Below are 23,411 nucleotides of genomic sequence, written 5' to 3' on the forward strand. Positions count from 1 at the left end.
AACCGTTCGCTACTCGCCACGCGCTTATTGGCTCAAGGCTTCATCGAACCCTGTGCACTCGTGTAGACAGCATAGAGCGAACTCGAGCCGCAGATGTACAGTCGATTTCGCTGCTGACCGCCGAAGCAGAGATTGGCGACCGTTTCCGGGAGGTGGATCTTGCCGAGCAATTCGCCCTCTGGAGTATAGCAGCGCACGCCGTCCTCGTTCGGATCGCCCCAGCCCACGGAGCACCAAACGCGCCCGGCCGTGTCGGTTCGCATCCCGTCGGTAATGCTGGGCTTGGGCATCTCCGCAAACACCTTGCTGTTCGAGACCTTTCCGGACCCAATATCCACGTCGAATACGCGGATATGGGAGGGATTATCGGGGCCATCAGTGAAGCCGGTATCGATGACGTAGAGTTTCTTCTCGTCGGGCGAGAAGGTTATCCCGTTGGGTTCGACGAAGTCGTCGACGACAACCTTGATCTCCCCGGATCTTGGATCGACCCGGTAGACGTTGTTTTTTGCCTGCTCCTTCTCGGCCTTGATACCCTCATAATAGCCGCCGATCCCGTAGCCGGGATCGACAAACCAGACCGATCCATCGGAAGCGACGACCAGATCGTTCGGCGAGTTGAGCTTCTTGCCGTTGTAACTGTCGGCAATGATGGTGATCGAGCCGTCGAGCTCGGTCCGGGTGACGCGCCTGCCGCTGTGCTCGCAAGTGAGCAGGCGTCCTTCGCGATCGATGGTGTTGCCGTTGGAGTTCATCGAAGGCTGGCGGTAGACGCTCGTATGACCGTCATCCTCGGAGAAACGCATGATGCGGTTGTTGGGAATATCGCTGAACAACACGTACCGGCCGGCTGGGAAGTAGACTGGTCCCTCGGCCCATCGGAAGCCGGTTGCTACGCGCTCAACAGCCATCGTGCCCGCGAAGGCAGGAAAACCGGAGGGCCCAAACGATGGTGGCCCCTTCTTGGCCGATTCCAAATGGGAGTCCGGGTAGCGGCTGCCTGGCAGCGGTCCCAACGGCAGCGGCGCCGTCGATCTCGTTGGAGCGCCCGTCTGGCCCAATGGCATGACGGAGGCTGCCAAGCTTGCGTTGGCGGTAAAGCCAGTCGCGGCGACTGCCGCCGCTGCGCCCTTCAAGAGGGCACGACGGCCGAGGCCATCGCGCTCTGTTGCGATCGTGTCGTCGGAGTTGGTCAGTATTCTTGTCATGGTTTCCTCCCGAAGTTGTGTTGGGAGGGAACGATCCGCCTGCAATCGGGCGTAAAGCGGGCGATCTCCGGCCGGACAACCGGAGATCGCAATGCAGCAACAGGTGGAGTTCGCTTACACGGGATCCCACGGGAAGATGTCGGCGGAACGATCGAGCTTGTAGAACGATCCCTTCAGCGCCGGCATGCCGTGCTCGGCGATGGTTTGCGGCGTCCAGCCTTCGCTCCGATGCACCGAGCGCAGCGGACGGTTCTGGCTGAACAGGAACAGCTCGTTCATGCGCGCGCCAAAGATCTGCCCGGAGACGTCCTTGGCGGCATCGGAGAGCAGATAGGCGCAGATCGGCGCAATTTTCTCCGGTCCCATCTGCTTGATCTTCTCGACGCGCGCCTTCTCGGCATCGGTTTCGGTCGGGATGGTGCCGATCATGCGGGTCCATGCGAACGGCGAGACGCAGTTGGAGCGGACGTTGAAGCGGCTCATGTCGAGCGCGATCGACTTCGACAGGCCGACGATGCCGAGCTTGGCGGCGGCGTAGTTGGCTTGTCCAAAGTTGCCGATCAGGCCGGAAGTGGAGGTGAAGTGCACGAAGGAGCCGGACTCCTGCTCGCGAAACAGCCGCGCCGCGGCGTGCGAGACGTAGAACGAGCCCATCAAATGAACCTTGATGACGGCCTCGAACGCCTCCACGCTCATCTTGTGGAAGATCATGTCGCGCAAGATGCCGGCATTGTTGACGACGCCGTCGAGCCGGCCGAAATGATCGGTCGCGGTCTTCACGATCTTGCTGGCGGGGATGGCTTCGGCCACCGACTCGAAATTGGCGACCGCGGTGCCGCCGCGCTTCTTGATCTCCTCGACCACTTCCTCAGCGGGGGATGCGCTCGAACCGGCGCCGTCGGAGGCGCCACCGGGATCGTTGACCACGACCTTGGCGCCTTCCGCCGCGCAGAGCAGCGCGATCTCGCGCCCGATGCCGCGCCCTGCACCGGTAACGATGATGACCTTGTCCTGTAGTGATTTTGTCATGTGGATTACCTCTCGTTCGTAAACACGATCGTGCCCGACGCGGCGAACATGCCGCCGACGCCATGGCACACCGAAATCTTGGCGTTGGCCACCTGCGCCGGCGCGATGCCGCGCATCTGGCGTACGCTCTCCTGGAGCGCGTACATGCCGTACATGCCCGAATGCATGTAGCTCAATCCGCCGCCATTGGTGTTGAGCGGAAGCTTAGCCCCCGGCCGCGTGTTGCCGTCGGCGATGAACTTGCCGGTTTCTTCGTGCGGCATGAAGCCGAGATCGCCGAGGCCGAACAGCGGCAGATGCGCGAAGGCGTCGTAGATCATGAGATGGTCGACGTCCTTGTGGGCGATGCCGGCCTCCCTGAACGCCAGCGGCCCCGCGGTCTTGAACGCGCGCGAGGAATTAAAAGTCTCCATCTGGCTGACCATCGGCGTCTCCACGCTTTCGCCGGTGCCCATGATGTAGACGGGCTTGCGCGGAAAGTCCTTGGCGCGATCAGCCGAGGTCAGGATCAGCGCGCCGCCGCCATCGGTGACGAGGCAGCATTGCAGCAGGCGGAACGGATAGGCGATCATGCGCGAGTTGAGGACGTCTGCGACCGTGATCGGGTCCTTCATCATCGCGCGCGGATTCTTTGCCGCCCATTCCCGCTGCACCACCGCGACCGCCGCGAGCTGCTCGTGCGTGATGCCGTAGGTCTTCATGAAGCGCAGCACGGGAATCGGGAACATGCTTGGTGGCCCATAGACGCCGAACGGCTGTTCGAACTGGCCGTTGAGGCTGTCCGGCGCTGTCGAGCGCGGCGCCTTGCCGATCATCGACTTGCCGCTCTCGGCATGGGTGATCAGCACGGTCTTGCACAGGCCGGCCTCGATCGCCGCCGCGGCGTGGCGGACATGCAGCATGAAGGAGCAGCCGCCGACGGAGGTGCCGTCCACCCAGGTCGGCTTGATGCCGAGATAGTGGCAGACCTGCTGCGGTGTCTCGACCGCGGTGGCGAAGCCGTCGATGTCCGACAGCTTCAGCCCGGCGTCGGCAATGGCATTGAGCGCCGCGTCCGCGTGAAGCTGGAGCTGCGACATGTTGGGGATGATCCCGAGCTCGGTGGTCTCGGCGGCGCCGACGACGGCAACGTGGTTGCTGCGCATGGCCTATCCCTTCGCCGGACGGAACACGGGGAGGGTGATCTTGTCGTCGAGCGCCTCGAAGGCGACCTCGAGCTTCATATCGAGTTCGAGCGCCTCCGGCGTCTGCGGACAGTCGATGATGTTGCTCATCATCCGCGGCCCCTCGGCGAGCTCGACCACGGCGATCGCATAGGGCGGCGTGAAGCCGGGCGCGGCGGGACGGTGGTTGATCACGTAGCTGTAGAGAAAGCCTTTTCCGCTCGCCTTGAAGATGCTGACCTTGCGCGAGGCGCAGGACGGGCAGAACGGGCGTGGCGGGAAATAGACATGCGCGCAGGCGTCGCAGCGCTGCAGGCGCAATTCGCCCGCCTTGGTGCCGTCCCAGAAATGCTGGGTCTCCGGCGTCGGTTTCGGTCGCGCGCGCTGCGGTTCGGCCATCTCGGAAGATCCTCCCAGAACTTGTTTTGTCAGGGGGCGGGTCTCAAGCCCGCCTGTTTCAATCTTGATGCGACAATCGACCATGGCGCGTCAACGGTCCAGCAATGCGCATGCATGCCATCATGCGCACAATGCTTGTGTCGAACTGAGGCAGCGCTATAGATTGCGCACGCAAATATTCCGTGAGACAGACATGCCCGATTTTCCGACGCTGGCGAAGCTTGCCGAAGACCTCGAAAGCGGCCGCACCACTTCCCGCAAGCTGGTCGAGGCTTGCATCGCCAGAATTGCCGATCCGGCCGGCGAGGGACAGCGTGCCTTCATCCATGTCGACAAGGACGCGGCGCTCGCGGCGGCGGATGCGATGGACGGTTTGCGCAAGGTGAAGGCGGCGCCCTCGCGCTACGCCGGTATCCCGGTCTCGATCAAGGATCTTTTCGACATCAAGGGCCAGGTGACGCGCGCCGGCTCCCGCGCGCTCGACGATTCCTCGCCGGCCGAGCAGGATGCCCCCACGGTGGCGCGGCTGCGCAAGGCGGGCTTCGTCGTGATCGGGCGCACCAACATGACCGAATTTGCCTATTCCGGCATCGGCATCAATCCGCATTACGGCACGCCGAAGGGCGCCTGGAACCGGGCCGAGGGCCATGTGCCCGGTGGCTCGTCCTCGGGCGCCGCGGTGTCCGTGCTCGACGGCATGGCGCACGGCGCGCTCGGCACTGATACCGGCGGCTCCTGCCGCATTCCGGCGGCCTATAACGGCATCGTCGGCTACAAGCCGACGCAGCGCCGCGTGCCGCTCGACGGGGCTGTGCCGCTGTCGTTCTCGCTTGACAGCATCGGGCCGCTGGCACGATCGGTCAGTTGCTGTGCCATACTCGACGCCGTGCTCGCGAACGAGCCGGTCGTTGCGCTGAAGCCTCGCCCGGTGAAGGGCATGCGGTTGGCGGTGCCGACCACGATCGCGCTCGACGACCTCGATGCGGACGTAGCCAAGACGTTCGAGCGTGCGCTCAAGAGCCTCGCCGATCATGGCGCGATCATCGAGCGCATCGCGATGGCCGAATTCCACGACATCGGCCCGATGAACGCCAAGGGCGGCTTTGCGGCTTCCGAAAGCTTCGCCTGGCACCGCTACCTCATCACGTCCAAGGGCGACGTCTACGATCCCCGCGTTTCCGTCCGCATCATGCGCGGCGAGGCGCAGAGCGCGGCCGACTACATCGATCTCCTCAACGAGCGCCGTTCGCTGATCGCCCGCGTCAATGCGCGCATCGCGCCCTATGACGCGCTGGTGCTGCCGACCACCGCCAATACGCCGCCGAAGATCGCCGATCTCGCCGACGACAAGGCGTTCACCAGGGAAAACCTGCGCGCGCTGCGCAATTGCACCCTGATCAACATGATCGACGGCTGCGCCATCTCGCTGCCTGCGCATCGCGAGGGCGACGTCCCGGTCGGCCTGATGCTGGCGGGCGCGGGCGGATCGGACCGCCGTATCTTTGAACTTGCTGCCGGCATGGAGGCCGTAATTCGTGTTTGACCTGACTTTCACCGTCGACGCCCAGGACATCACAACGCCACTGACACTGGCGATCGACCAGATGGTCATCGCCGGCTGGACGGGCCGCGACGCGATCGCGCGCGACAAGCACATCACGGAGCTGGAGGCTATGGGCATTGCCCGGCCGGCCTCGACGCCGATCTATTATCGCGCCTCGGCACGGCGGCTGACCATGGAAGACCGCATCGAATGCACTGGCGGCGATTCCAGCGGCGAGGTCGAATTCGTGCTGATCGGCTGGCAGGGCCGCATGTTCGTCGGCTGCGGCTCCGACCACACCGACCGCAAGGTCGAGGCCTACAGCGTCACCGTGTCCAAGCAAATGTGCGACAAGCCGATCGCATCCACGCTGTGGGAGCTCGAGGACGTCATCGGCCATTGGGACAAGATGATTTTGCGCTCCTACGCCTTCATCAAGGGCGAGCGCGTGCTCTACCAGGAGGGCACGCTGGACGCGATGCTGCCGATCACCGATCTCGTCGCGCGCGGCTTCGAAGGTGGGAAATTCCCCGACGGCTGCGCCATGTTCGGCGGCACGTTCGCAGCCAAGGGCGGCATCCGCCCCGCCGACCGCTTCGAGTTCGAGCTGGAAGACCCCGTGCTGAAGCGGACGATCAAGCACGGCTATGATGTGGTGACGCTGCCGGTGCTGGGCTGAGCTATCGCCACCGTCATTGCGAGGAGCCCTTGCGACGAAGCTTCGCTTCGCTCGCGATGACGGAGAGATAGTCGGGAATCGGGTGGCGCCCGGCGGACCAAGCTTGCGAAGATCGTAGCCATGACAGCAACAGCACGCAAATCGACGCTTCAGTCGCCAATCGACCTCGCCGCCCGCGTCGATGCCCTGGACTGGCCGCAGATCGCCGGCGATCTCGACGCCCAGGGCTGCGCCGTCCTGAAGGGTCTACTGACGCCGGAGCAATGCCGCGCCACGGCCGCGCTCTATCCTGACGACACGCACTTCCGCAGCCGCATCGTCATGGGCCGCCACGGCTTTGGCCGCGGCGAGTACAAATATTTCTCCTACCCGCTGCCCGATCTGATCGCGCAGTTGCGCCCGACGCTCTACGCACATCTCCAGGGCGTCGCCAATCGCTGGAATGAGGCGATGGGGATCGACATTCGCTACCCCGCCGCGCATGTGGAGTTCCTGAAACGCTGCCACGAGGCGGGACAGGCGCGGCCGACGCCGCTGCTGCTGCAATACGAGGCTGGCGACTACAATTGCCTGCATCAGGATCTCTACGGCGAGCACGTGTTCCCGCTCCAGGTTGCGATCCTCTTGTCGGAGCCGGAACGCGACTTTACCGGAGGCGAGTTCGTGCTGACCGAGCAGCGCCCGCGCATGCAGTCCCGCGCCGAGGTGGTGCCGCTGACGCAGGGCGATGCGGTCGCCTTTGCCGTGCATCACCGCCCGGTGCAGGGGACACGCGGCACCTACCGCGTTAATCTGCGCCATGGCGTCAGCCGGATTCGCTCCGGCCAGCGCCACACGCTGGGTGTGATCTTTCATGATGCCAAATGAGCACTGCGATTGACGGGTGATCTGTTCGAGACAGTCGCCGAGGCGCAGCCGTCAAGCGAGGAGATCGCCGATGGCGCCGTTTTGCTGCGCGGATTCGTCAAGCCGATCCAGAGCGAGCTGATTGCAGCTGTACGCGCGATCGTGGCGCAGTCGCCGTTCCGGCGCATGACCACGCCCGGCGGCTATCAGATGTCGGTGGCCATGACCAATTGCGGCGAGCGCGGCTGGATCACCGATCACACCGGCTATCGTTATGATCCGATCGATCCGCGAACCGGTGCGCAGTGGCCCGCGATGCCGCCCGTGCTCCGCGATCTCGCCCGCCGTGCGGCGGAGCAGGGCAGTTTCAATGACTTCGCGCCCGATGCCTGTCTCGTCAATCGCTACGAACCGGGCACGCGGCTGTCGCTGCACCAGGACAAGGACGAGCTGGACTATTCGGCGCCGATCGTCTCGGTCTCGCTCGGGCTGCCCGCGACCTTCCTGTTCGGCGGCACGGCGCGCAGCGACAAGCCGCGCCGGTTCCGCTTGGTGCATGGCGACGTCGTGGTCTGGGGCGGGCCCAGCAGGCTCGCCTATCACGGCGTGGCGCCGCTGGCCGACGGCGAGCACGCGCTGCTCGGGCGTCAGCGGATCAATGCTGACGTTCCGCAGGACGCGCTGATCTATCTCCTCATCCTGAGGAGCGCGCCTCTTCGCGCGCGTCTCGAAGGATAGAGGCCCGAGCTGCGAGACCCGGGCCTCTATGGTTCGAGACGGCGCTCACGCGCCTCCTCACCATGAGGATCGTCATCACGGCTTCGGCGGGTGGATAAACGCCCAGGGGCTGACCTCTGAATCGCGCGTCACTTCCACCGAGATCAGATACGGCCCACTATGGGCGAGCGCCGTTTCGATCGCCGCCTTGAACTGATCCGGCGCGGTCACGCGCGCAGCCGCGACGCCAAAGGACTCCGCGAGCTTGACGAAATCCGGATTGACCAGATCCGACGCCACCACGCGGCCATCAAAACGTTCGCGCTGGTCGCGGCGGACATTGCCGTAAGCGTTGTTGTTGAACACCAGCGTCACCACGCCGATATTGAACTGCACGGCGGTGGCAAGCTCCTGCACGCCGAACATGAAGCCGCCGTCGCCGGTGATGGCCACCACCGGCTTGTCGGGATTGGCGACCTTGGCGCCGAGCGCAGTGGGGAAGCCCGAGCCGAGCGTACCCTGGTAGCCCGAGGTGATGAAGGTGCGCGGCTCGTAAATTGGAAAGCCGTACCAGGAGGCGAAGCCGAACTGTGACAGTTCATCTGTTACAATCGCGTTCGCCGGCAGCACCTCGCGCAGGATGTTGAGATAGGCCATCTGCGGCTGGATGCGCTGGATTTCCTGTTGCGCGGTCGCAGTTGCCTCGCGGATCGCGGCGCGGCGGCCGGCGGTCTTGCTGTAGCCCGTCTTGCTGACGGCGGCGGCAAGATCGGCGGTCGCGGCCTTGGCGTCGGCGACGATGGCCGTGTCCGGGATGAAGCGCCGTATCTCGACGGGATCGATGTCGATGCGGATGCTCTTCAGGCCATCGGGACGGAACGGCCAGCGCGACATGGTCGGCAGCTCCAGCCGCGAGCCGATGCCGATCATCAAATCGGTGTTCGGCCACAGCTTGTAGGCCGCGGCCATGGTGAGCCCAAGCTCGTGCGCGTTGGAGACGATGCCGCGGCCGCTGCGGAAGGCGACGACGGGTGCATCGATCATCTCGGCGAGTTCGAGGATCTCCTCGCGCGCTTCGATCGCGCCGCTGCCGACGAAGATCATCGGCGCTTTGCTGGACTTGATCAGTGCGGCAGCCTGCTTGATCATATCAGGGTCGGGCTGCGGCGCGGGCAATGGCTTCAGCACCTGTGCCGCGGCAGTGTCCGCGCGTTGGGTGAAGACGTCCCAGGGCATTTCGACTGAGGCGGGTCCGCGCCGTCCGGACGTCATCTCCTGGAAGGCGCGCGCGACCGTGGTCGGCGCGTTACCGGGATATTCGATCCGGTCCGCCCATTTCACATAGGTGCGCAGCGTCGCGAGCTGGTCGGGCATCTCGTGCAGATGGCCGCGGCCCTTGCCCAAAAATTGCGTAGGGACCTGGCCGGTGACGCACAGCACCGGCTCGTTGCAGCCGAACGCCGTGAGCAGTGCCGCGCTGGCGTTAAGCACGCCGGGGCCGGGCACCACGCTGAACACGCCGGGCCTGCCGCTGGAGCGCGCGTAGCCGAACGCCATGTAGCCGCAGGCCTGTTCGTGCCGCGCTCCGATCACCTTGAGCTGGGCCTGGTGGAAGGCGTCGAACAGGCCGTAGACCTGAGCGCCGGGCAGGCCGAACACGGTGTCGACGCCATGGGCGACAAGGCCGCTTACGATCGCTTCGCCGCCGGTGAGGGTGGTCATTGCACCATTCCATTTCGATTATTGTTCAGGCTTCGTCGACGACGCCATTTCGCAAGCTGCCGATGCCCTCGGCTTCGACCTCGACGACATCGCCGGGCTTCAAATAGCGCGGCGGATCGAACCGCGCACCGGCGCCGGTCGGCGTGCCCGTGACGATGATATCGCCGGGAACGAGCGTTGCGAAGGTCGAGATATAGCTGATGAGGTAGCGGAACGGGAACATCAATCGGCTGGTGCGGTCATCCTGCCGCAGTTCGCCGTTGACATGCGTGGTGAGGCGGATGTCAACGATCTGCGATTCCTGCGTGTAGGGCACCAGCCACGGGCCGAGGCTGCCGCTGGAATCGAAGTTCTTGCCCTGCGTGACGTTGAACTTGGCATGGCGTAGCCAGTCCCGCACCGAGCCTTCGTTGCAGAGCGTGAGCGCGGCGATGTGATCGAGCGCGGAACTTTCGGGGATGTGCCGGCCGGCTTTGCCGATCACCAGCACGATCTCGCCCTCGTAGTCGAGCTGCGCTGAGGCGCGCGGGCGCACCAGCGGCGTGTCATGGCCCACGAACGAGCGCGGCGAGCGCATGAACATGCTCGGATATTTCGGCGCGTCCTGGCCGTCCTTGTACTCGGCGTTGCGGTCGGGATAGTTGACGCCGATGCAGATGATCTTTTCCGGCGCGGGCACCGGCGGCAGCCAAATGATGTCACCGAGCGCGTGATCGGGCGTGTGGCACGCGGCTTCTTCGGCGAGGCTCGCGAGCTTTCCTGCGGCGACCACCTCGCGCAGCGTCGGATAGTCTTTTGCGTGGCGCGCGGAGAGATCGACAATGCCGCCGTCGACGACTGCGCCGTAGTGGACAGCACCCTTGACGGAATAGGTGGCGAGGCGAGGAAGGGTCATTGCTTAATCCGCCACCAGCACGTCGGCCACGAATTTTGGCTCGCGCACGGCTTGCCCAGCGAACGGCGAACCCTGCTCGAACCAGGAGCGCGGGGCCGGCGCGCCCCACAGCGTCTGCCGGCGCGGATCGCGCAGCGACCAGCGCAGCGGCTCGTGGTCGTGATCGCCGGTGAAGTAGTCGCTGGTGTAGAGTTCGAGACGGTGTCCATCGGGGTCGCGGACGTAGAGGAAGAACGCATTCGAGATGCCGTGGCGGCCGGGACCGCGTTCGATGTTCTTCACGAAGCCTTGCGAGGCCATGACATCGCAGAGATGGATGATGTTCATCGCCGTTGGCGTCCAGTAGGCGAAGTGGTGCAACCGCGGGCCCTTGCCGTTGGTGATCGCAAAATCGTGGACATTGCCCTTGCGATGCATCCAGGCAGCCGCAATGCGCCCGTTCGGTCCGTCTTCCTCGGCGTATTCGGTCAGGCGGAAGCCGAGCCGGGCATAGAATTCGACGGTGTCCTGCACTTCGGCTGCGAACACGTTGAAATGGTCGAGCCGCTGCGGATGGCATCCCCTGTAGAGGTCGTAGCGGCGGAGCAGATGTGGCCGCCGGTCCATCGAGGCATACAGCTCGATCTGGAAGCCGAAGGGATCGGTGAATTGCAGCGTGCGGCCCTGGAACGGCTGATCGACGAACGCGTAGCCAAGACCGTTCTCGGACAGGAACTTTGCGGCCTTGTCCAGATCCCCGTCATTGCCGACTTTGAAACCGAGCCGGTTGCAGGCGGGCACTGCCGCCTTGCGCAGCACCAGCGAGTGATGCTGATGCTCTTCCGAACCGCGCAGATACACGACCTTGTCGTCGGCGTCCTCGACATGCAGGCCGACGGTGGTCTCGTAGAACGCGCTGCTGAGCTTCAGATCGGTCACATCGAGGACGACGTGACTCGAACGGATGATGTTGAACGGCGGCTCGAAGATATGTTGCGGCACGGGCATTGCGTTTCCCCTCTCTAGATCCCGTCATTCCCCGTTCGCGCTCCGCGCGCCTGGGAATCGCGAGCGTTAGATTCCCAGCTTTTGAATCTTGTGTGTGCCCCGCGCCAGCGAGACGTGCTTGGTTTCCATGTAGAAGTCGAACGAGTAATCGCCGCCGTCGCGGCCGATGCCCGAGGCCTTCATGCCGCCGAACGGCGTCGGCAGATGCCGGACGTTTTCCGAGTTGAGCCAGATCATGCCGGCTTCGAGTGCATCAGCGACGCGCAGCGCCCGGCCGACGTCGTTGGTCCAGACATAGCCGGTCAGGCCATAGCGGATGTCGTTGGCGATCTCGATCGCGTCTGCTTCGTCCTTGAACGGCAGCACGGTCAGGAAGGGGCCGAACACCTCTTCCTGCGCCACTCGCATCTTGCCATGCGCGCCGGTCACCATCGTCGGCTCGACATAATGTCCGCCGCCCGGGCCGTCATAGGTCTTGCCGCCGACGGCAATCGTCGCGCCGTCCTGGCGTGCGACGTCGAAATAGGAGCACACCTTGGCCAAATGCCGCTCATGGATCAGCGGCCCGATCTCGGTTGCGGGATCGAGGGGATGACCGACCTTCAAGGCTTTTACGCGCGCGGTCAGCTTCTCGATGAATTTTTCGGCAATGCTGGCCTGGATCAGCAAGCGGCTCGACGAGGTGCAGCGCTCGCCGTTGAGCGAGTAGATCATGAACACGACAGCATCGAGCGCGCGATCGAGATCGGCGTCGTCGAACACGATCACGGGGTTCTTGCCGCCGAGCTCGAAATGCACGCGCTTCAAGGTCGGCGCGCCCTGAATCATGATCGCGGAGCCCGTCGCGCTTTCGCCGACGAAGCCGATCGCCTTGATGGCGGGATGCTCGGTCAGCGCCTTGCCGGCCTCTTCGCCAAAACCGTGCACGGTGTTGAGCACGCCGTCGGGAACGCCGGCTTCCTTGACGAGCTTTGCAAGAACAGCGGCCGTGACCGGCGACCACTCCGCCGGCTTGTGCACGACGGTGCAGCCTGCTGCGAGGGCAGGGGCGATCTTCCAGGTCGAGAGCATGAACGGCGTATTCCACGGCGTGATCACGCCGACCGGGCCGATCGGCACGCGCGTCGAGACGTTCCAATGCTCGTCGCTCGGCGTGTTCCGGCCGTCGCGCGCCTCGCCGCATCTGTCGGCAAAGAAGCGGAAATTTTCGGCGGCGCGGATCGCGGCCTTGGCCATGAAGCGAAAGGCCTGGCCGGTGTCGATGCATTCAAGCACGGCGATGTCGTCGGCATTGTCCTCGATGGCGTCGGCGACGCGATGCAGCAGTTTCTTCCGCATCGCCGGCCCCATGTCGCGCCAGGACTTGAAAGCGAGGGCGGCGGCGGTGGCGGCGCGTTCGATATCCTCGGCATTGCCGCGGGCGACGCTTGCGAGCGTCGCGCCGTCGATCGGCGACTTGGTCTCAAACGTCTCGCCTGATATCGACGGCACGATCTTGCCGTCGATCATGTGACCGATACCGTCGGCACGCAGCGTCTTCAGCAGCGGCGCGACGCGGTCGCGGTTGGCCTGGAACACATCGGCTTTCGGCGTGAACTTATCCATGGGAGGCCTCCACTTTCAGGGCGTCGTGGATGTTGTTGCGTTTCCAGCTGGTGTCCTTGTCGTTGATCTGCATGTCGAACGACAAAGCGAATTTGCTGGCTGCAAAGACGGGATCGAGATGTCGGGAGAGCGCTTGGAAAACGTGCTCGCCGGCTGTCTTGCGTGTCTTGAGGTCGCGGCCTTCGCCGATGCGCAGCACCATGTCGAGAAAGCCGTAGTCCTGTCGGGCATCGGCGATCGCGTAATGCTCGCACCTGACAGCTCGGACGCGGATGCCGCCGAGCGGGAAGATGCCGGTCTCGACCGCCGCCTTGCGCACGATTTCGCAGACAGCGCCGATGTCGAGGCGGCTGTCGAGATTGGCCGAATATTCGATCGTGAAATGCGGCATCGCGGTTTCACTCCCTGTCTTTTTGTTCGCCTAAGCGAAGTAACAGCTGACCGAGCCGTAGGCGCCGTAATCGGCCTGAATTGTGTCGCCCTTGCGGGTCTCGATCGGACGGATGAAGGAGCCGGCGAGCACGACCTGTCCGGGCTCAAGCGCAAGGCCGAGCGGCGCGATCTTGTTGGCGAGCCAGGCGACTGCAGTCGCGGGATGATTGAGCACGCCGGCGGCAAGACCGGTTTCCTCGAGCTGGCCGTTCTTGAAACAGAGCGCGCCGACCCAACGCAAATCGGCGTCAAGCGGGCGGATCGGCCGTCCGCCGAGCACGATGCCGGCATTCGCTGCATTGTCCGGCGATGGTGTCGAAGATTTTTCGCGTCGCCTTGGTCTTGGGATCGACGCGCTCGATCCGCGTATCCAGAATCTCCAGCGCCGGCACGACGAAGTCGGTGGCGTTGAGCACGTCGAACAGCGTGCAGTCGGGCCCCGCGAGGCGCTTGCTCATGACGAAGGCGAGCTCGGCTTCCACGCGGGTCGCGATGAAGCGCTCCGTCGGGACGAGGCCACCATCGGCAAAGAACATGTCGTCGAGCAGCACGCCTGAATCCGGCTCGTTGATGTCAAGCGCGCTTTGCATCGCTTTCGAGGTCAGGCCGATCTTGTGTCCCCTGACGATGCGGCCCTCGGCGATCTTGACCTCGATCCACGCCTTCTGAATCGCGTAGGCGTCAGCGATGGTGATGCCGGGAAAGTCCTGCGAGAGTTGCCGGATTTGCGTACGGGTCCTCTCCGCCTGGTGCAGACGGCTCGCGCAAGCTCGGATATCGTCGTTGGAAAGCGCCATTTGTGATTCTTGCAAATCGTGGTGCCCGAAGATACTTAACATGTTAAGTGAATGCGTCAAACACAATTTGGCTTGCTGCACTGCAAACATTTTGCGGTTGAAAGGGCATCATCTTGAAGAGACCGGCTGATCCAGCGGACGACGGCGCCGCCGCCCCGCGACAGGTGCCGATGCGCGACTTCTCGCGCTCGCTGCCGATGTCGCTGCTGCGGGCACGCGAGGCGGTGATGCGGCAATTCCGTCCCTCGTTGCGTGCGCATGGCCTGACCGAGCAGCAATGGCGCATCCTGCGCGCGCTCGCGGCGATCGATGCCGTTGAGGTCACGGAACTCGCGCGCACGGCGTTCCTGCTCGGACCGAGCCTGTCGCGCATCCTGCGCGATCTCGAGGCGCGCAATCTGATCGAGCGCAAGACTGCGAAGGCGGACCAGCGCCGCAGCATGGTCTCGATCTCGGAAAAGGGCGTGAAGCTGATGGCCTCGGTGGCACCGTCCTCCGAAGCGATCTATGCCGAGATCACGCGACGCTTCGGCGCGCGCAAGCTCGCCGAGTTGCAGGAGATGCTCGGACAATTGGAGTTGTGTCTCGCTTCCAGCGACGCGGGTGACGAGATCACTGACAATATGTGACGGCAAATTTGCATGATGACTTGTCTGCTCACGCATGACTGCCATTATTGCTTATCCCTTAGGCAGGCCGAGCGAAGCGAAATCCGCAAAAAGCCCGTAAAAATCGCTCAGAATAGATAACCATCGCGGGTAGTCATCGCGGGACGAGAGATCTGCGCACTTAGCCGATGTTGGCGCAATATCAATTTACTCGTATCGGCAGAATTCGTAACTAGCATCCGGCTCTGTATTCAGTGATAGAGCCAAGACAAGAAGGGCCGACAAGGATGCCCGGCCCCAGGGAGGAATGAATGAGACTGACGAGACGCGACTTCGCGACCGGAATTGCTGCCGGCATTGCCGCGCCCTACCTCATCAAAAGCGCAAATGCGCAAGGCGCCACCATCAAGATCGGCATGTGCGCGCCAGTCACGGGACCTGCCGCTGAATCCGGCGGTTACGCCATCAAGGGCGCCAAGCTTGCGCTCGAAGCCGTCAACAAGGCCGGCGGCATCCTGGGCAAGCAGGGCGAATTGATCGTCGAGGATGATCAGACCACCAATCCCGGCATCGTGCTCGCCTTCTCCAAGCTCGCCTCTCAACCTGACATCGTCGGGTTCCTCGGTTCGATCCGTTCGACTCAGGTCCATGCGATGGCACCCGACGTCATCAAGCTCGGAAAGCCTGTGATGATCGGCGGCACCGATCCGAAACTCACCCATATGGGCAATCAGTGGCTGTTCCGCTTCCGTCCCAATGACAGTTATTCCGGCCGCGTCATCGCCGAATTCGGCGTCAACACGCTGGGCAAGAAGAAATGGGCCGTGCTGCATTCGACCGACGCGTTCGGCACCGCCGGCGGCAACGCGCTCACCGGTGCGCTCGAGAAGCTTGGCTGCACGACCTTCGATCAGGGCTATGCCAACCAGAGCCAGGACTTTACGCCAGTCGTGCTCGCGATCAAGCAGTCCGGCGCCGACATTCTCGGCTCCTACTTCACCTTCGAGAACGATCTCGGCATCTTCGCCCGCCAGCTCCGTCAGCTCGGCGTGAACATCCCCTGGGTCGGCTCCCCCTCGATCGTCAACATCACTGCTCTGAAGCTCGCAGGTCCCGCGCTCCACAACACCTATGGCGTTGCCGACTACGCGGAAAATTCCAGCGAAGGCTCGAAAGCGTTCGGCAAGATCTACCGCGATTCCGTCAAGGTCGCGCCTGACAACCAGAGCTCCTGGACTTTCGATGCAATCAACGTCTTGTCGGCGGGCATCAACAAGGCCGGCTCCACCGATCCCGGCAAGATTCGCGAAGCCATCCTCGGGATCAAGAAGTTCCCGGGCGCCGAGGGCGAATACAATTTCGACCAGAACGGCGATGGGCTTCACGGCTACAACATCGTGAAAGAACGAGAAGGGCGCCATCGTCTTCGACAAGCACATCGAGTTCAACGACTGACGTTCACGCGACCTCCCCGATGATCATCGGGGAGGTCGGAACGTTTTTCGGCGAACGCATCCGACCTCCAACAGAACGCTTGTCATGGATCTCGCCCTACAACTGCTCTTTACCGGGATCGGGATCGGCGCCGTCTACGCGCTTGTCGCGCTCGGCTTCGTGCTGATCTTCCGTGCCACCAATGTGGTGAATTTTGCCCAGGGCGAATTCTCGATGGTCGCGGCCTATCTGATGGTCGTCGCGGTCGAGGCCGGTCTGCCCTATTGGGCGGCCTTCATCGTCGCGCTCCTCGGAATGGCGCTGGTCGGCGTCGTCTTCAATCTCGGCGTCTATTATCCGCTGCGCCACCGTACCTATCTGCCTGTGATCATCGCCACCATCGGCGCCTCGATCCTGCTCGCCAATTCCGTGCTCGCGATCTACGGCCCGCAGCCGCAGGTGCTGGAAGGCTGGTTCGAAACGCCCGGCATCCAGGTCGGTCCGGTCTATCTCGACAGCCAGTATCTCCTGATCATCGGCGTCACCATCTGCCTCGTGATCTTCAATTTCTGGTTCTTCGAGAAGACGCTGCTCGGCAAGAAATTGCAGGCGACCTCGCAGGACAAGGAAATGGCCTCGCTGCTCGGCATTTCCGTCTCCACCATGATCATGATCACCTTCATCTATTCGGCGGTGCTCGGCGGCCTTGCCGGCATCCTCGTCGCGCCCGTGCTGTTCGTCTCGATCCAGATGGGCTCGACGATCGCGCTGAAGGCGTTTGCGGCAACTATCATCGGCGGCTTCGGTGACGTCGCCGGCGCCATCATCGGCGGGCTCGCGCTCGGCGTGATCGAGACGTTTGGCGCAGCCTATATCTCGGTGCCCTACAAGGACGGCTTCGCCTTCCTGGTCCTGATCGCCTTCCTGATCTTCCGGCCGCAGGGCATCTTCGGCGAACGCGTGGCGGAGAAGGCATGAGCGCCCCCAGCGACAACATGCCGATACCGGCGCCCGCCATTCACTCGAAGCCGCTGCTGATCCGGCACCTGCCATATTTCATCGGTGCGGCGATCTTGGTCGCGCTCGCGGCCAACATGCGCTTCGACGGATACGTTCACAACATCCTGCTCCAGGCCACCACGTTCGCGATCGCGGTGTTCGGGCTGTCGGTCGTGCTCGGCCTGTGCGGTCAGATCAATCTGGCGCAGGCCGCGTTCTTCGGGCTCGGCGCCTATGCGGTCGGCATCGGGACGACGGATCTGCATGTCAGCTTCTGGCTCTGCCTCGTCGGCGGATGCGTGATCTCGCTGCTGGCCGGCGCCTTCCTGGGCATGTCGACCTTGCGGCTTGGCGGGCACTACCTCGCCATGGTGACGATCTCGTTCCAGCAGATCGTTACGCTGGTCATGATCAACGCGATCTGGCTGACGCATGGTCCCGACGGCGTCTCCAACATCGGGCGTCCCGACCTGTTCCAGTCGTCGCAGAGCTATCTCGCCTTCTGCGTCGCGATGCTGGCGATTGTCGGCTATCTCGTCTGGCATCTCTCCGACACCAAGCTCGGGCGCGCCATGCGAGCGGTGCGCGACAACGAGCTTGCGGCCGGCGTCAACGGCATCGACGTCTTCCGCACCAAGATCTACGCGTTCGCGCTCTGCGCCCTTCTCGGCGGGCTTGCGGGCGGTTTGTTCGCCGGCGGCTTCGCCTATGTCAGCCCAGATCAGTTCTCGTTCGCGGAATCGATCGTGTTCCTGACCATGTCGCTGCTCGGCGGCGTGGCCTCGCCGATCGGCTCGGCGATCGGCACCGGTTTGCTCATCCTGATCCCGGAGTGGCTGCGCTTCCTCAAGAGCGTGCCGGGCCTTTATCTCGCGATCTACGGCCTGTTCGTGATCCTGATCATCCGCTTCATGCCCGACGGCATCTGGGGTTTTGTCGCGGATGCCTTCGCGCGCTGGCGCGCCAAGCTCGCGGCGCCTCCGGTAGCAGGTGCCTTGCAGTTGAAGCCGGCGATGACCGGCGGCGATACCGTGCTGGAAGTCACCGGTCTCTCGAAATATTTCGGCGGCCTCAAGGCCGTCGATGGCGTCGACATCGCCGTGAAGCGCGGCGGCGTGCACGCGCTGATCGGGCCGAACGGTTCGGGCAAGACCACAACGCTCAACGTGCTCTCGGGCCTCTATGTGGCCACGGCGGGCAAGATCGTGCTCGACGGCACCGACATCACCAACATGCCGCCGCATCAGCGCACGGCGTCAGGTCTCGGGCGCACGTTCCAGAACATCCGCCTGTTCCGTTCGATGACGGCGCTGGAGAACGTCGAGATCGGCGCGGAGCGGCCCGGCAACACCATGGTCGGGAAGGGCGATGACGCCCTCACCGAGCGCGCGATGGAGGCATTGACCTTCGTCGGCCTCGGCAACCGCGCCAACGAGCTGATATCGAGCTTCTCCTATGGCCATCAGCGCCTGATCGAGATCGCACGCGCACTGGCCTCGAACCCGACGCTCTTGCTGCTCGACGAACCCGCGGCCGGGCTGAACTCGACCGAGAAGCTCGAGCTGCACGAGCTGCTCAAGCGCATCGCCGCCCAGGGGCTGACCATCCTGATCATCGATCACGACATGACGCTGGTCTCGGAAGCAGCCCAGCACATCACCGTGCTCAACTTCGGACGCCGCATCGCGGACGGCGAATCCATGGCCGTGCTGCGTCATCCCGACGTCGTCACCGCCTATCTCGGGAGCGAATGATGCCGTTGCTCGAAATCCGCAATCTGGTGGTGCGCTACGGCGAGATCGAAGCGCTGCGCGGCGTCACGTGCGCCGTGGAGGAGGGGCAGGTCGTGACCTTGCTCGGGGCCAATGGTGCCGGCAAGTCGACGACGCTGCGCGCGATCTCGGGGCTCGCGAAACCAACTTCGGGCGACATCCTGTACGATGGCAAATCGATCGCAGGCCTCGGCCCGGAAGCCATCGTCCGCATGGGTATCTCGCACGTGCCGGAAGGCCGCCGCGTGTTCCCGGGTCTGACTGTGAAAGAGAACATCATGCTCGGTGCGTCCAATCGCCGGGCAGCGACTTCGGAGATATCGCGCGAGGCGGATGCGATGTTCGATCTGTTTCCGGACATCCGGAAATTCACCAATGCGCTGGGTTGGACGCTGTCCGGCGGCCAGTTGCAGATGGTGGCTGTCGCGCGCGGACTGATGGCCAAGCCGCGGCTGCTGCTGCTGGACGAGCCGTCGCTTGGACTTGCGCCTGTCATTGTGCAGGCCGTGTTCAAGATTATTTCCGAGATCCGGCGCAACACGACAGTCTTGCTCGTCGAACAGAATGCGCGCATGGGGCTGTCGGTGGCTGATTACGGCTACGTTCTCGAGACCGGCCGTATCGTGCTCGGCGGCAAACCCGACGAGCTCTGGGGCAACGAAGCCATCCGTGCCGCCTATCTCGGCGGCCATGCCAAGGTGAGTGCTTAGGGCATGATCCGGAAAAGTGTGCAGCGGTTTTCCGAAAAGATCATGCCCAAACAATAACCGGGAGGTCAATTCATGGTCACGATCCAGGTCCAGAACCTCATCGATTTCGTCGGCGAGGTATTCGGCCACGCGGACTCCTCTCCGGAGGAGGCGAAGCGGATTGCGACCTATCTGACCACGGCCAATCTCACCGGCCATGACAGCCATGGCGTCATCCGCGTGCCCGTCTACATCCGCTGGAAGAAGACGGGCTTTGTGGTCCCGAACCAGAACGCCGAAATCGTGCTCGATACGCCCTCGCTCGCGGTGGTCGACGGCAAGTTCGGCTACGGCCAGACCGTGACTCCGCAGGCGGTCAGGATCGGCATCGAGAAATGCAAGAAGGCGGGGCTCGCCGCGGTCGCGTTGCGCAATGCCGGCCATATCGGCCGCGTTGGTGACTGGGCCGAGATGGCCGCCGCCGAAGGGCTGATCTCGGTGCATTTCTTCGTCAATGCCGCGGGCTCGCTGCTGGTGGCGCCGTTCGGCGGCGTTGAGAAACGGCTCTCCACTGCGCCTTACTGCGTCGGCATCCCGCGCGAGGGCCAGGACCCGATCGTGCTCGATTTTGCGACCTCGGTCGTGGCGGAGGGGAAGGTGCTGGTCGCGAGCCGCGGCGGCAAGAAGCTGCCCAAGGGCGCGCTGGTCGATGCCGACGGCAGCCTCAGCGAGGACCCCGCCGTGCTCTACGGCCCCTATATGCCGGAAGGTCCGCGCGATCACACCAAGGGTACCGGGGCGATCCGCGCCTTCGGCGAGCACAAGGGCTCGGGGCTTGCCTTCATGTGCGAGCTGCTCGGCGGCGCGCTGACCGGAACCGGTGCCACTTCCGGCGGTCGCCGCTTCGCCAACGGCATGCTGGCGTTTTACGTCGATCCGAAAGTGGTCGATACCTCCCATGTCTTCGACGCAGAGGTGTCGCGCTATGCCGAGTTCATCCGCGCCACCAAGCCGGTCGCCGGGGTCGATCAGGTCCTGATTCCCGGTGATCCCGAGCGGAAAACCCGGGCTGAGCGGACCCGAAACGGCATCCCCTTGCCGGATGACACCTGGGCCGCAATAGTGAACACCGCCCGCGAGGTCGGCGTCAGCGAAGTCAGCATCCAGCGGGCAACCGCATAGGTCTTGCGTCATTGCGAGCGTAGCGCGGCGCCCCGGTTCGCGGTAACAGCAGATTGTGCTGTCGCGACGCTCGTCATGGTGACGAAGGTCCAAATAACACGGTCCAAATAAACACGGTCAAAACAACAAAGAAGGAAGGCAACGTGGCGAACAAGGTCAAGGAAATCTGGAAGTCGGGCAAGGCCGTGGTCAACGCGTGGCTGGCGATTCCCTCCGGCTTCTCGGCCGAGATGGTCGCGCAATGCGGCTTCGACAGCGTCACCGTCGACATGCAGCACGGCGTGCAGGATTATCTGTCGATGGTGCAGTGCTTCCAGGCGATGGACAAGCATCCGGTCACGCCGATGGTCCGCGTGCCCTGGAACGAGCCCGGCATCATCGGCAAGGTGCTCGACGGCGGCGCCTATGGCGTGATCTGCCCGATGGTCAACACGCCGCAGGAAGCCAGGAATCTCGTTTCCTATGCCAAATATCCGCCGAAGGGCGTCCGCTCCAACGGCCCGATCCGCGCCGGCATGTACGGCACCGCGGGCTCCTATCAGAAGACGGCCAACGACGACATCGTGCTGCTGCCGATGATGGAGACCAGGACCGCGGTCGAGAACATGGAAGCGATCTTCGACGTCGAAGGCATCGATGGTGTCTATATCGGCCCGTCCGATCTCGGCTTCTCCTACGGCCTCGAGCCCAAGCTCGATCGCACCGAGCCGGAGATCCTCGCGATCTATGAGAAGATCATCAAGGAGTGCGGCAAGCGCGGCCTCAACCCGGGCATCCATTGCAGCGGCGCCGAGGGCGCCGCGCGCGCCATCAACATGGGCTTCAAGCTGGTGACGCTCTCGAACGAGGTCGGCCTGATGACTACCTACGCCAAGATGCAGGTCAACGCGACCCGCAAGGATTCGTCCGGCAAGGCGTGAGCTCTCTGTGTCCCGGACGCGGTGCGGCGCGCAGTGCCGCTCCGCAGAGCCGGGCCCCAGTCGCTTGCGAGAGACACGACAAATTGGCCCCGGACGCTGCGCATTGCTTTCGCGCTTCGCAGCGTCCGGGCACGATACTTGAAGACCCAAGGAGACTTCCCATGACCATCAGCCCCGTCATTCGCCTGCATCCCGATGATGGCGTGCTGATCGCGCGCGCAAGCTTGCCGCCGGGCACATTGGTGGCCGACGGCGTGACCACGGTCGAGCGGATTCCTTCCGGCCACAAGGTCGCGATCAAGCCGATCGCCGTTGGCGAGGCGGTCATTCGCTACGGTCAGATCATCGGCTTCGCGACCACGCCGATCGCGCCGGGCCAGCATGTGCACGTGCAGAACTGCGGCATGGGCGACTTCGCCAAGGACTATGCCTATTGCGTCGACGTCAAGCCGACGCCGAATTTCGACCTGCCGGCGACCTTCGAAGGCATCCGCCGCCCGGATGGCCGCGTTGCTACGCGCAACTATATCGGCATCCTCACCTCGGTGAATTGCAGTGCGCATGTCGCGAGCCTCGTCGCCGACGTCTTCAAGAAGAATCCGTTCACCGGCGACAATCCGCTGGCCGATTTCCCCAATGTCGACGGCGTGGTCGCGCTGACTCACAAGACCGGCTGCGGCATGACGCAGAACGAGCCGCTGGCGCTGCTCCGCCGTACGCTCGGCGGTTACGCGCGGCATGTGAACTTCTCTCATGTGATCGTGCTCGGCCTCGGCTGCGAGGTGAACCAGATCGGCGGCCTGATGGAAGAGCAGAAGCTCGCCGGCCGCCTCCGCGCGATGGACATCCAGGAGGTTGGCGGCACCCGCAAGACGGTGGAAGCCGGCATCGCCTTCGTGCGCGAGGCACTCGCGGATTCCAACAAGGTCAAGCGCGAGAGCGTCGCCGTGAGCGAATTGACTGTGGCGCTGCAATGCGGCGGCTCGGACGGCTATTCCGGTGTGTCCGCCAATCCGGCGCTGGGTGCGGCCAGCGATCTGATCGTGCGTCACGGCGGCACCGTGATCCTGTCGGAGACGCCGGAGACCTATGGCGCCGAACATCTGCTCACGCGCCGTGCCGTCAGCCGCGAGGTCGGCGAGAAGCTGGTCGATCTTATGCGCTGGTGGGACGAATATACCGAGCGCGAAGGCGCCGAGATGAACGCCAATCCGAGCCCCGGCAACAAGGCCGGCGGCCTCACCACCATTTTGGAGAAGTCGCTCGGCGCGATGGCGAAGGCGGGCACCACCAATCTCGTGGAGGTGCTGCGCTACGCTGAGCCCGTCACCAAAAAGGGTTTCGTGTTCATGGATACGCCCGGCTACGATCCGGTCGCTGCGACCGGGCAGGTGGCAGGCGGCGCCAATCTGGTCTGCTTTACCACGGGCCGCGGCAGTGTGTTCGGCTGCAAGCCGGCGCCCTCGATCAAGCTCGCCACCAACACGCCCATGTACAAGCGCATGGAAGAGGACATGGACGTCAATTGCGGCACCATCCTCGAAGGCGAGGAGAGCGTCCAGCAATGCGGTCAGCGCATCTTCGATCTTATCCTCAAGACGGCGTCGGGCCAGCCGACCAAGAGCGAAAGCTTCGATTTCGGCGGCGCCGAGTTCGCCCCATGGGTGCTGGGCGCGACGATGTAACGGTCGCCGCGTAGGGCTACGGCGGATACTTTCATAGGCACGGTCTGCCCGTTGTTCATGCTTGATCGAGGTCACCAGCGGTGTTCTGCTCAAAAAAGCT

Annotated in this window: 19 protein-coding genes and 3 pseudogenes; 12 read left to right on the forward strand and 10 right to left on the reverse strand. The window is 63.7% G+C overall.

What is annotated here, in order from left to right:
- Nucleotides 1-32: 32 nt before the first annotated feature.
- The 4 genes from ACVWW3_RS05085 to ACVWW3_RS05100 all read right to left on the reverse strand — a co-directional run bounded on the left by ACVWW3_RS05085 (nt 33) and on the right by ACVWW3_RS05100 (nt 3,799).
- Nucleotides 33-1,208: an SMP-30/gluconolactonase/LRE family protein gene (locus tag ACVWW3_RS05085; protein ID WP_456652063.1), complete on the reverse strand. Its 1,176-nt coding sequence runs from the start codon at nt 1,206-1,208 to the stop codon at nt 33-35.
- A gap of 114 nt (nt 1,209-1,322) precedes the next feature.
- Nucleotides 1,323-2,237: an SDR family NAD(P)-dependent oxidoreductase gene (locus ACVWW3_RS05090; protein WP_456650726.1), complete on the reverse strand. Its 915-nt coding sequence runs from the start codon at nt 2,235-2,237 to the stop codon at nt 1,323-1,325.
- 5 nt (nt 2,238-2,242) lie between these two features.
- The gene (locus tag ACVWW3_RS05095) at nt 2,243-3,382 is read right to left on the reverse strand and encodes a thiolase C-terminal domain-containing protein (protein WP_456650725.1); all 1,140 of its coding nucleotides are present in this window, start codon (nt 3,380-3,382) and stop codon (nt 2,243-2,245) included.
- A gap of 3 nt (nt 3,383-3,385) precedes the next feature.
- A complete protein-coding gene (locus ACVWW3_RS05100; protein ID WP_027568974.1) occupies nt 3,386-3,799 on the reverse strand; it encodes a Zn-ribbon domain-containing OB-fold protein in 414 nt (137 codons plus the stop codon).
- Between the two features lie 193 nt (nt 3,800-3,992).
- Here ACVWW3_RS05100 and ACVWW3_RS05105 point away from each other — a divergent pair, with 193 nt between their 5' ends.
- The 4 genes and pseudogenes from ACVWW3_RS05105 (at nt 3,993) to alkB (ending at nt 7,552) form a co-directional block, all read left to right on the forward strand.
- Complete coding sequence (locus ACVWW3_RS05105) at nt 3,993-5,342, forward strand: amidase (protein WP_456650724.1); 1,350 nt, start codon at nt 3,993-3,995, stop codon at nt 5,340-5,342.
- On the forward strand, nt 5,335-6,021 hold the full coding sequence (locus ACVWW3_RS05110; protein ID WP_456650723.1) for a DUF2848 domain-containing protein: 687 nt from the start codon (nt 5,335-5,337) through the stop codon (nt 6,019-6,021). Before ACVWW3_RS05105 ends, ACVWW3_RS05110 begins: the two co-directional genes overlap by 8 nt.
- A 120-nt stretch (nt 6,022-6,141) precedes the next feature.
- Complete coding sequence (locus tag ACVWW3_RS05115) at nt 6,142-6,888, forward strand: 2OG-Fe(II) oxygenase (RefSeq protein WP_456650722.1); 747 nt, start codon at nt 6,142-6,144, stop codon at nt 6,886-6,888.
- Between the two features lie 9 nt (nt 6,889-6,897).
- Nucleotides 6,898-7,552, forward strand: a pseudogene (alkB, locus tag ACVWW3_RS05120) (DNA oxidative demethylase AlkB).
- A gap of 128 nt (nt 7,553-7,680) precedes the next feature.
- Here alkB and ACVWW3_RS05125 read toward each other — a convergent pair.
- The 6 genes and pseudogenes from ACVWW3_RS05125 to hpaH form a co-directional block, all read right to left on the reverse strand.
- Entirely contained in the window at nt 7,681-9,306 is a 1,626-nt protein-coding gene (locus tag ACVWW3_RS05125) for a thiamine pyrophosphate-dependent enzyme (protein WP_456650720.1), read from the reverse strand.
- 25 nt (nt 9,307-9,331) lie between these two features.
- The gene (locus tag ACVWW3_RS05130) at nt 9,332-10,201 is read right to left on the reverse strand and encodes a fumarylacetoacetate hydrolase family protein (RefSeq protein WP_456650719.1); all 870 of its coding nucleotides are present in this window, start codon (nt 10,199-10,201) and stop codon (nt 9,332-9,334) included.
- Nucleotides 10,202-10,204: 3 nt separating this feature from the next.
- Nucleotides 10,205-11,188: a 3,4-dihydroxyphenylacetate 2,3-dioxygenase gene (gene hpaD, locus ACVWW3_RS05135; protein ID WP_247447302.1), complete on the reverse strand. Its 984-nt coding sequence runs from the start codon at nt 11,186-11,188 to the stop codon at nt 10,205-10,207.
- 66 nt (nt 11,189-11,254) lie between these two features.
- A complete protein-coding gene (gene hpaE, locus ACVWW3_RS05140; RefSeq protein WP_456650718.1) occupies nt 11,255-12,793 on the reverse strand; it encodes a 5-carboxymethyl-2-hydroxymuconate semialdehyde dehydrogenase in 1,539 nt (512 codons plus the stop codon).
- Nucleotides 12,786-13,184 (reverse strand): 5-carboxymethyl-2-hydroxymuconate Delta-isomerase, encoded by a 399-nt coding sequence (locus ACVWW3_RS05145; protein ID WP_247349812.1) that lies wholly within the window; start codon nt 13,182-13,184, stop codon nt 12,786-12,788. The genes hpaE and ACVWW3_RS05145 overlap by 8 nt, the downstream gene beginning before the upstream one ends.
- A gap of 30 nt (nt 13,185-13,214) precedes the next feature.
- Nucleotides 13,215-14,022 (reverse strand): annotated as a pseudogene (hpaH, locus tag ACVWW3_RS05150) (2-oxo-hept-4-ene-1,7-dioate hydratase).
- A 170-nt stretch (nt 14,023-14,192) separates the two neighbouring features.
- Between hpaH and hpaR the strand changes: the two are divergent.
- From hpaR to ACVWW3_RS05190, 8 genes and pseudogenes are all read left to right on the forward strand, one after another.
- The gene (gene hpaR, locus ACVWW3_RS05155) at nt 14,193-14,651 is read left to right on the forward strand and encodes a homoprotocatechuate degradation operon regulator HpaR (RefSeq protein ID WP_456652062.1); all 459 of its coding nucleotides are present in this window, start codon (nt 14,193-14,195) and stop codon (nt 14,649-14,651) included.
- A gap of 290 nt (nt 14,652-14,941) precedes the next feature.
- A pseudogene (locus tag ACVWW3_RS05160) lies at nt 14,942-16,085 on the forward strand (ABC transporter substrate-binding protein).
- 84 nt (nt 16,086-16,169) lie between these two features.
- Entirely contained in the window at nt 16,170-17,042 is an 873-nt protein-coding gene (locus ACVWW3_RS05165; RefSeq protein ID WP_247349815.1) for a branched-chain amino acid ABC transporter permease, read from the forward strand.
- Nucleotides 17,039-18,817 (forward strand): branched-chain amino acid ABC transporter ATP-binding protein/permease, encoded by a 1,779-nt coding sequence (locus ACVWW3_RS05170; protein WP_456650717.1) that lies wholly within the window; start codon nt 17,039-17,041, stop codon nt 18,815-18,817. The genes ACVWW3_RS05165 and ACVWW3_RS05170 overlap by 4 nt, the downstream gene beginning before the upstream one ends.
- Nucleotides 18,817-19,545, forward strand: a complete 729-nt coding sequence (locus ACVWW3_RS05175) for an ABC transporter ATP-binding protein (protein ID WP_148774473.1) — start codon at nt 18,817-18,819, stop codon at nt 19,543-19,545. Before ACVWW3_RS05170 ends, ACVWW3_RS05175 begins: the two co-directional genes overlap by 1 nt.
- 72 nt (nt 19,546-19,617) lie before the next feature.
- Entirely contained in the window at nt 19,618-20,706 is a 1,089-nt protein-coding gene (locus ACVWW3_RS05180) for a malate/lactate/ureidoglycolate dehydrogenase (RefSeq protein WP_456671890.1), read from the forward strand.
- Nucleotides 20,707-20,849: 143 nt separating this feature from the next.
- Nucleotides 20,850-21,626 carry an HpcH/HpaI aldolase family protein gene (locus ACVWW3_RS05185; RefSeq protein ID WP_247447297.1) on the forward strand — a complete coding sequence of 259 codons (777 nt, stop codon included), beginning with the start codon at nt 20,850-20,852 and terminating at the stop codon, nt 21,624-21,626.
- A gap of 161 nt (nt 21,627-21,787) precedes the next feature.
- Complete coding sequence (locus tag ACVWW3_RS05190; protein ID WP_456650715.1) at nt 21,788-23,311, forward strand: UxaA family hydrolase; 1,524 nt, start codon at nt 21,788-21,790, stop codon at nt 23,309-23,311.
- Nucleotides 23,312-23,411: the final 100 nt, after the last annotated feature.

Source organism: Bradyrhizobium sp. LM2.9 (genome assembly GCF_054056555.1).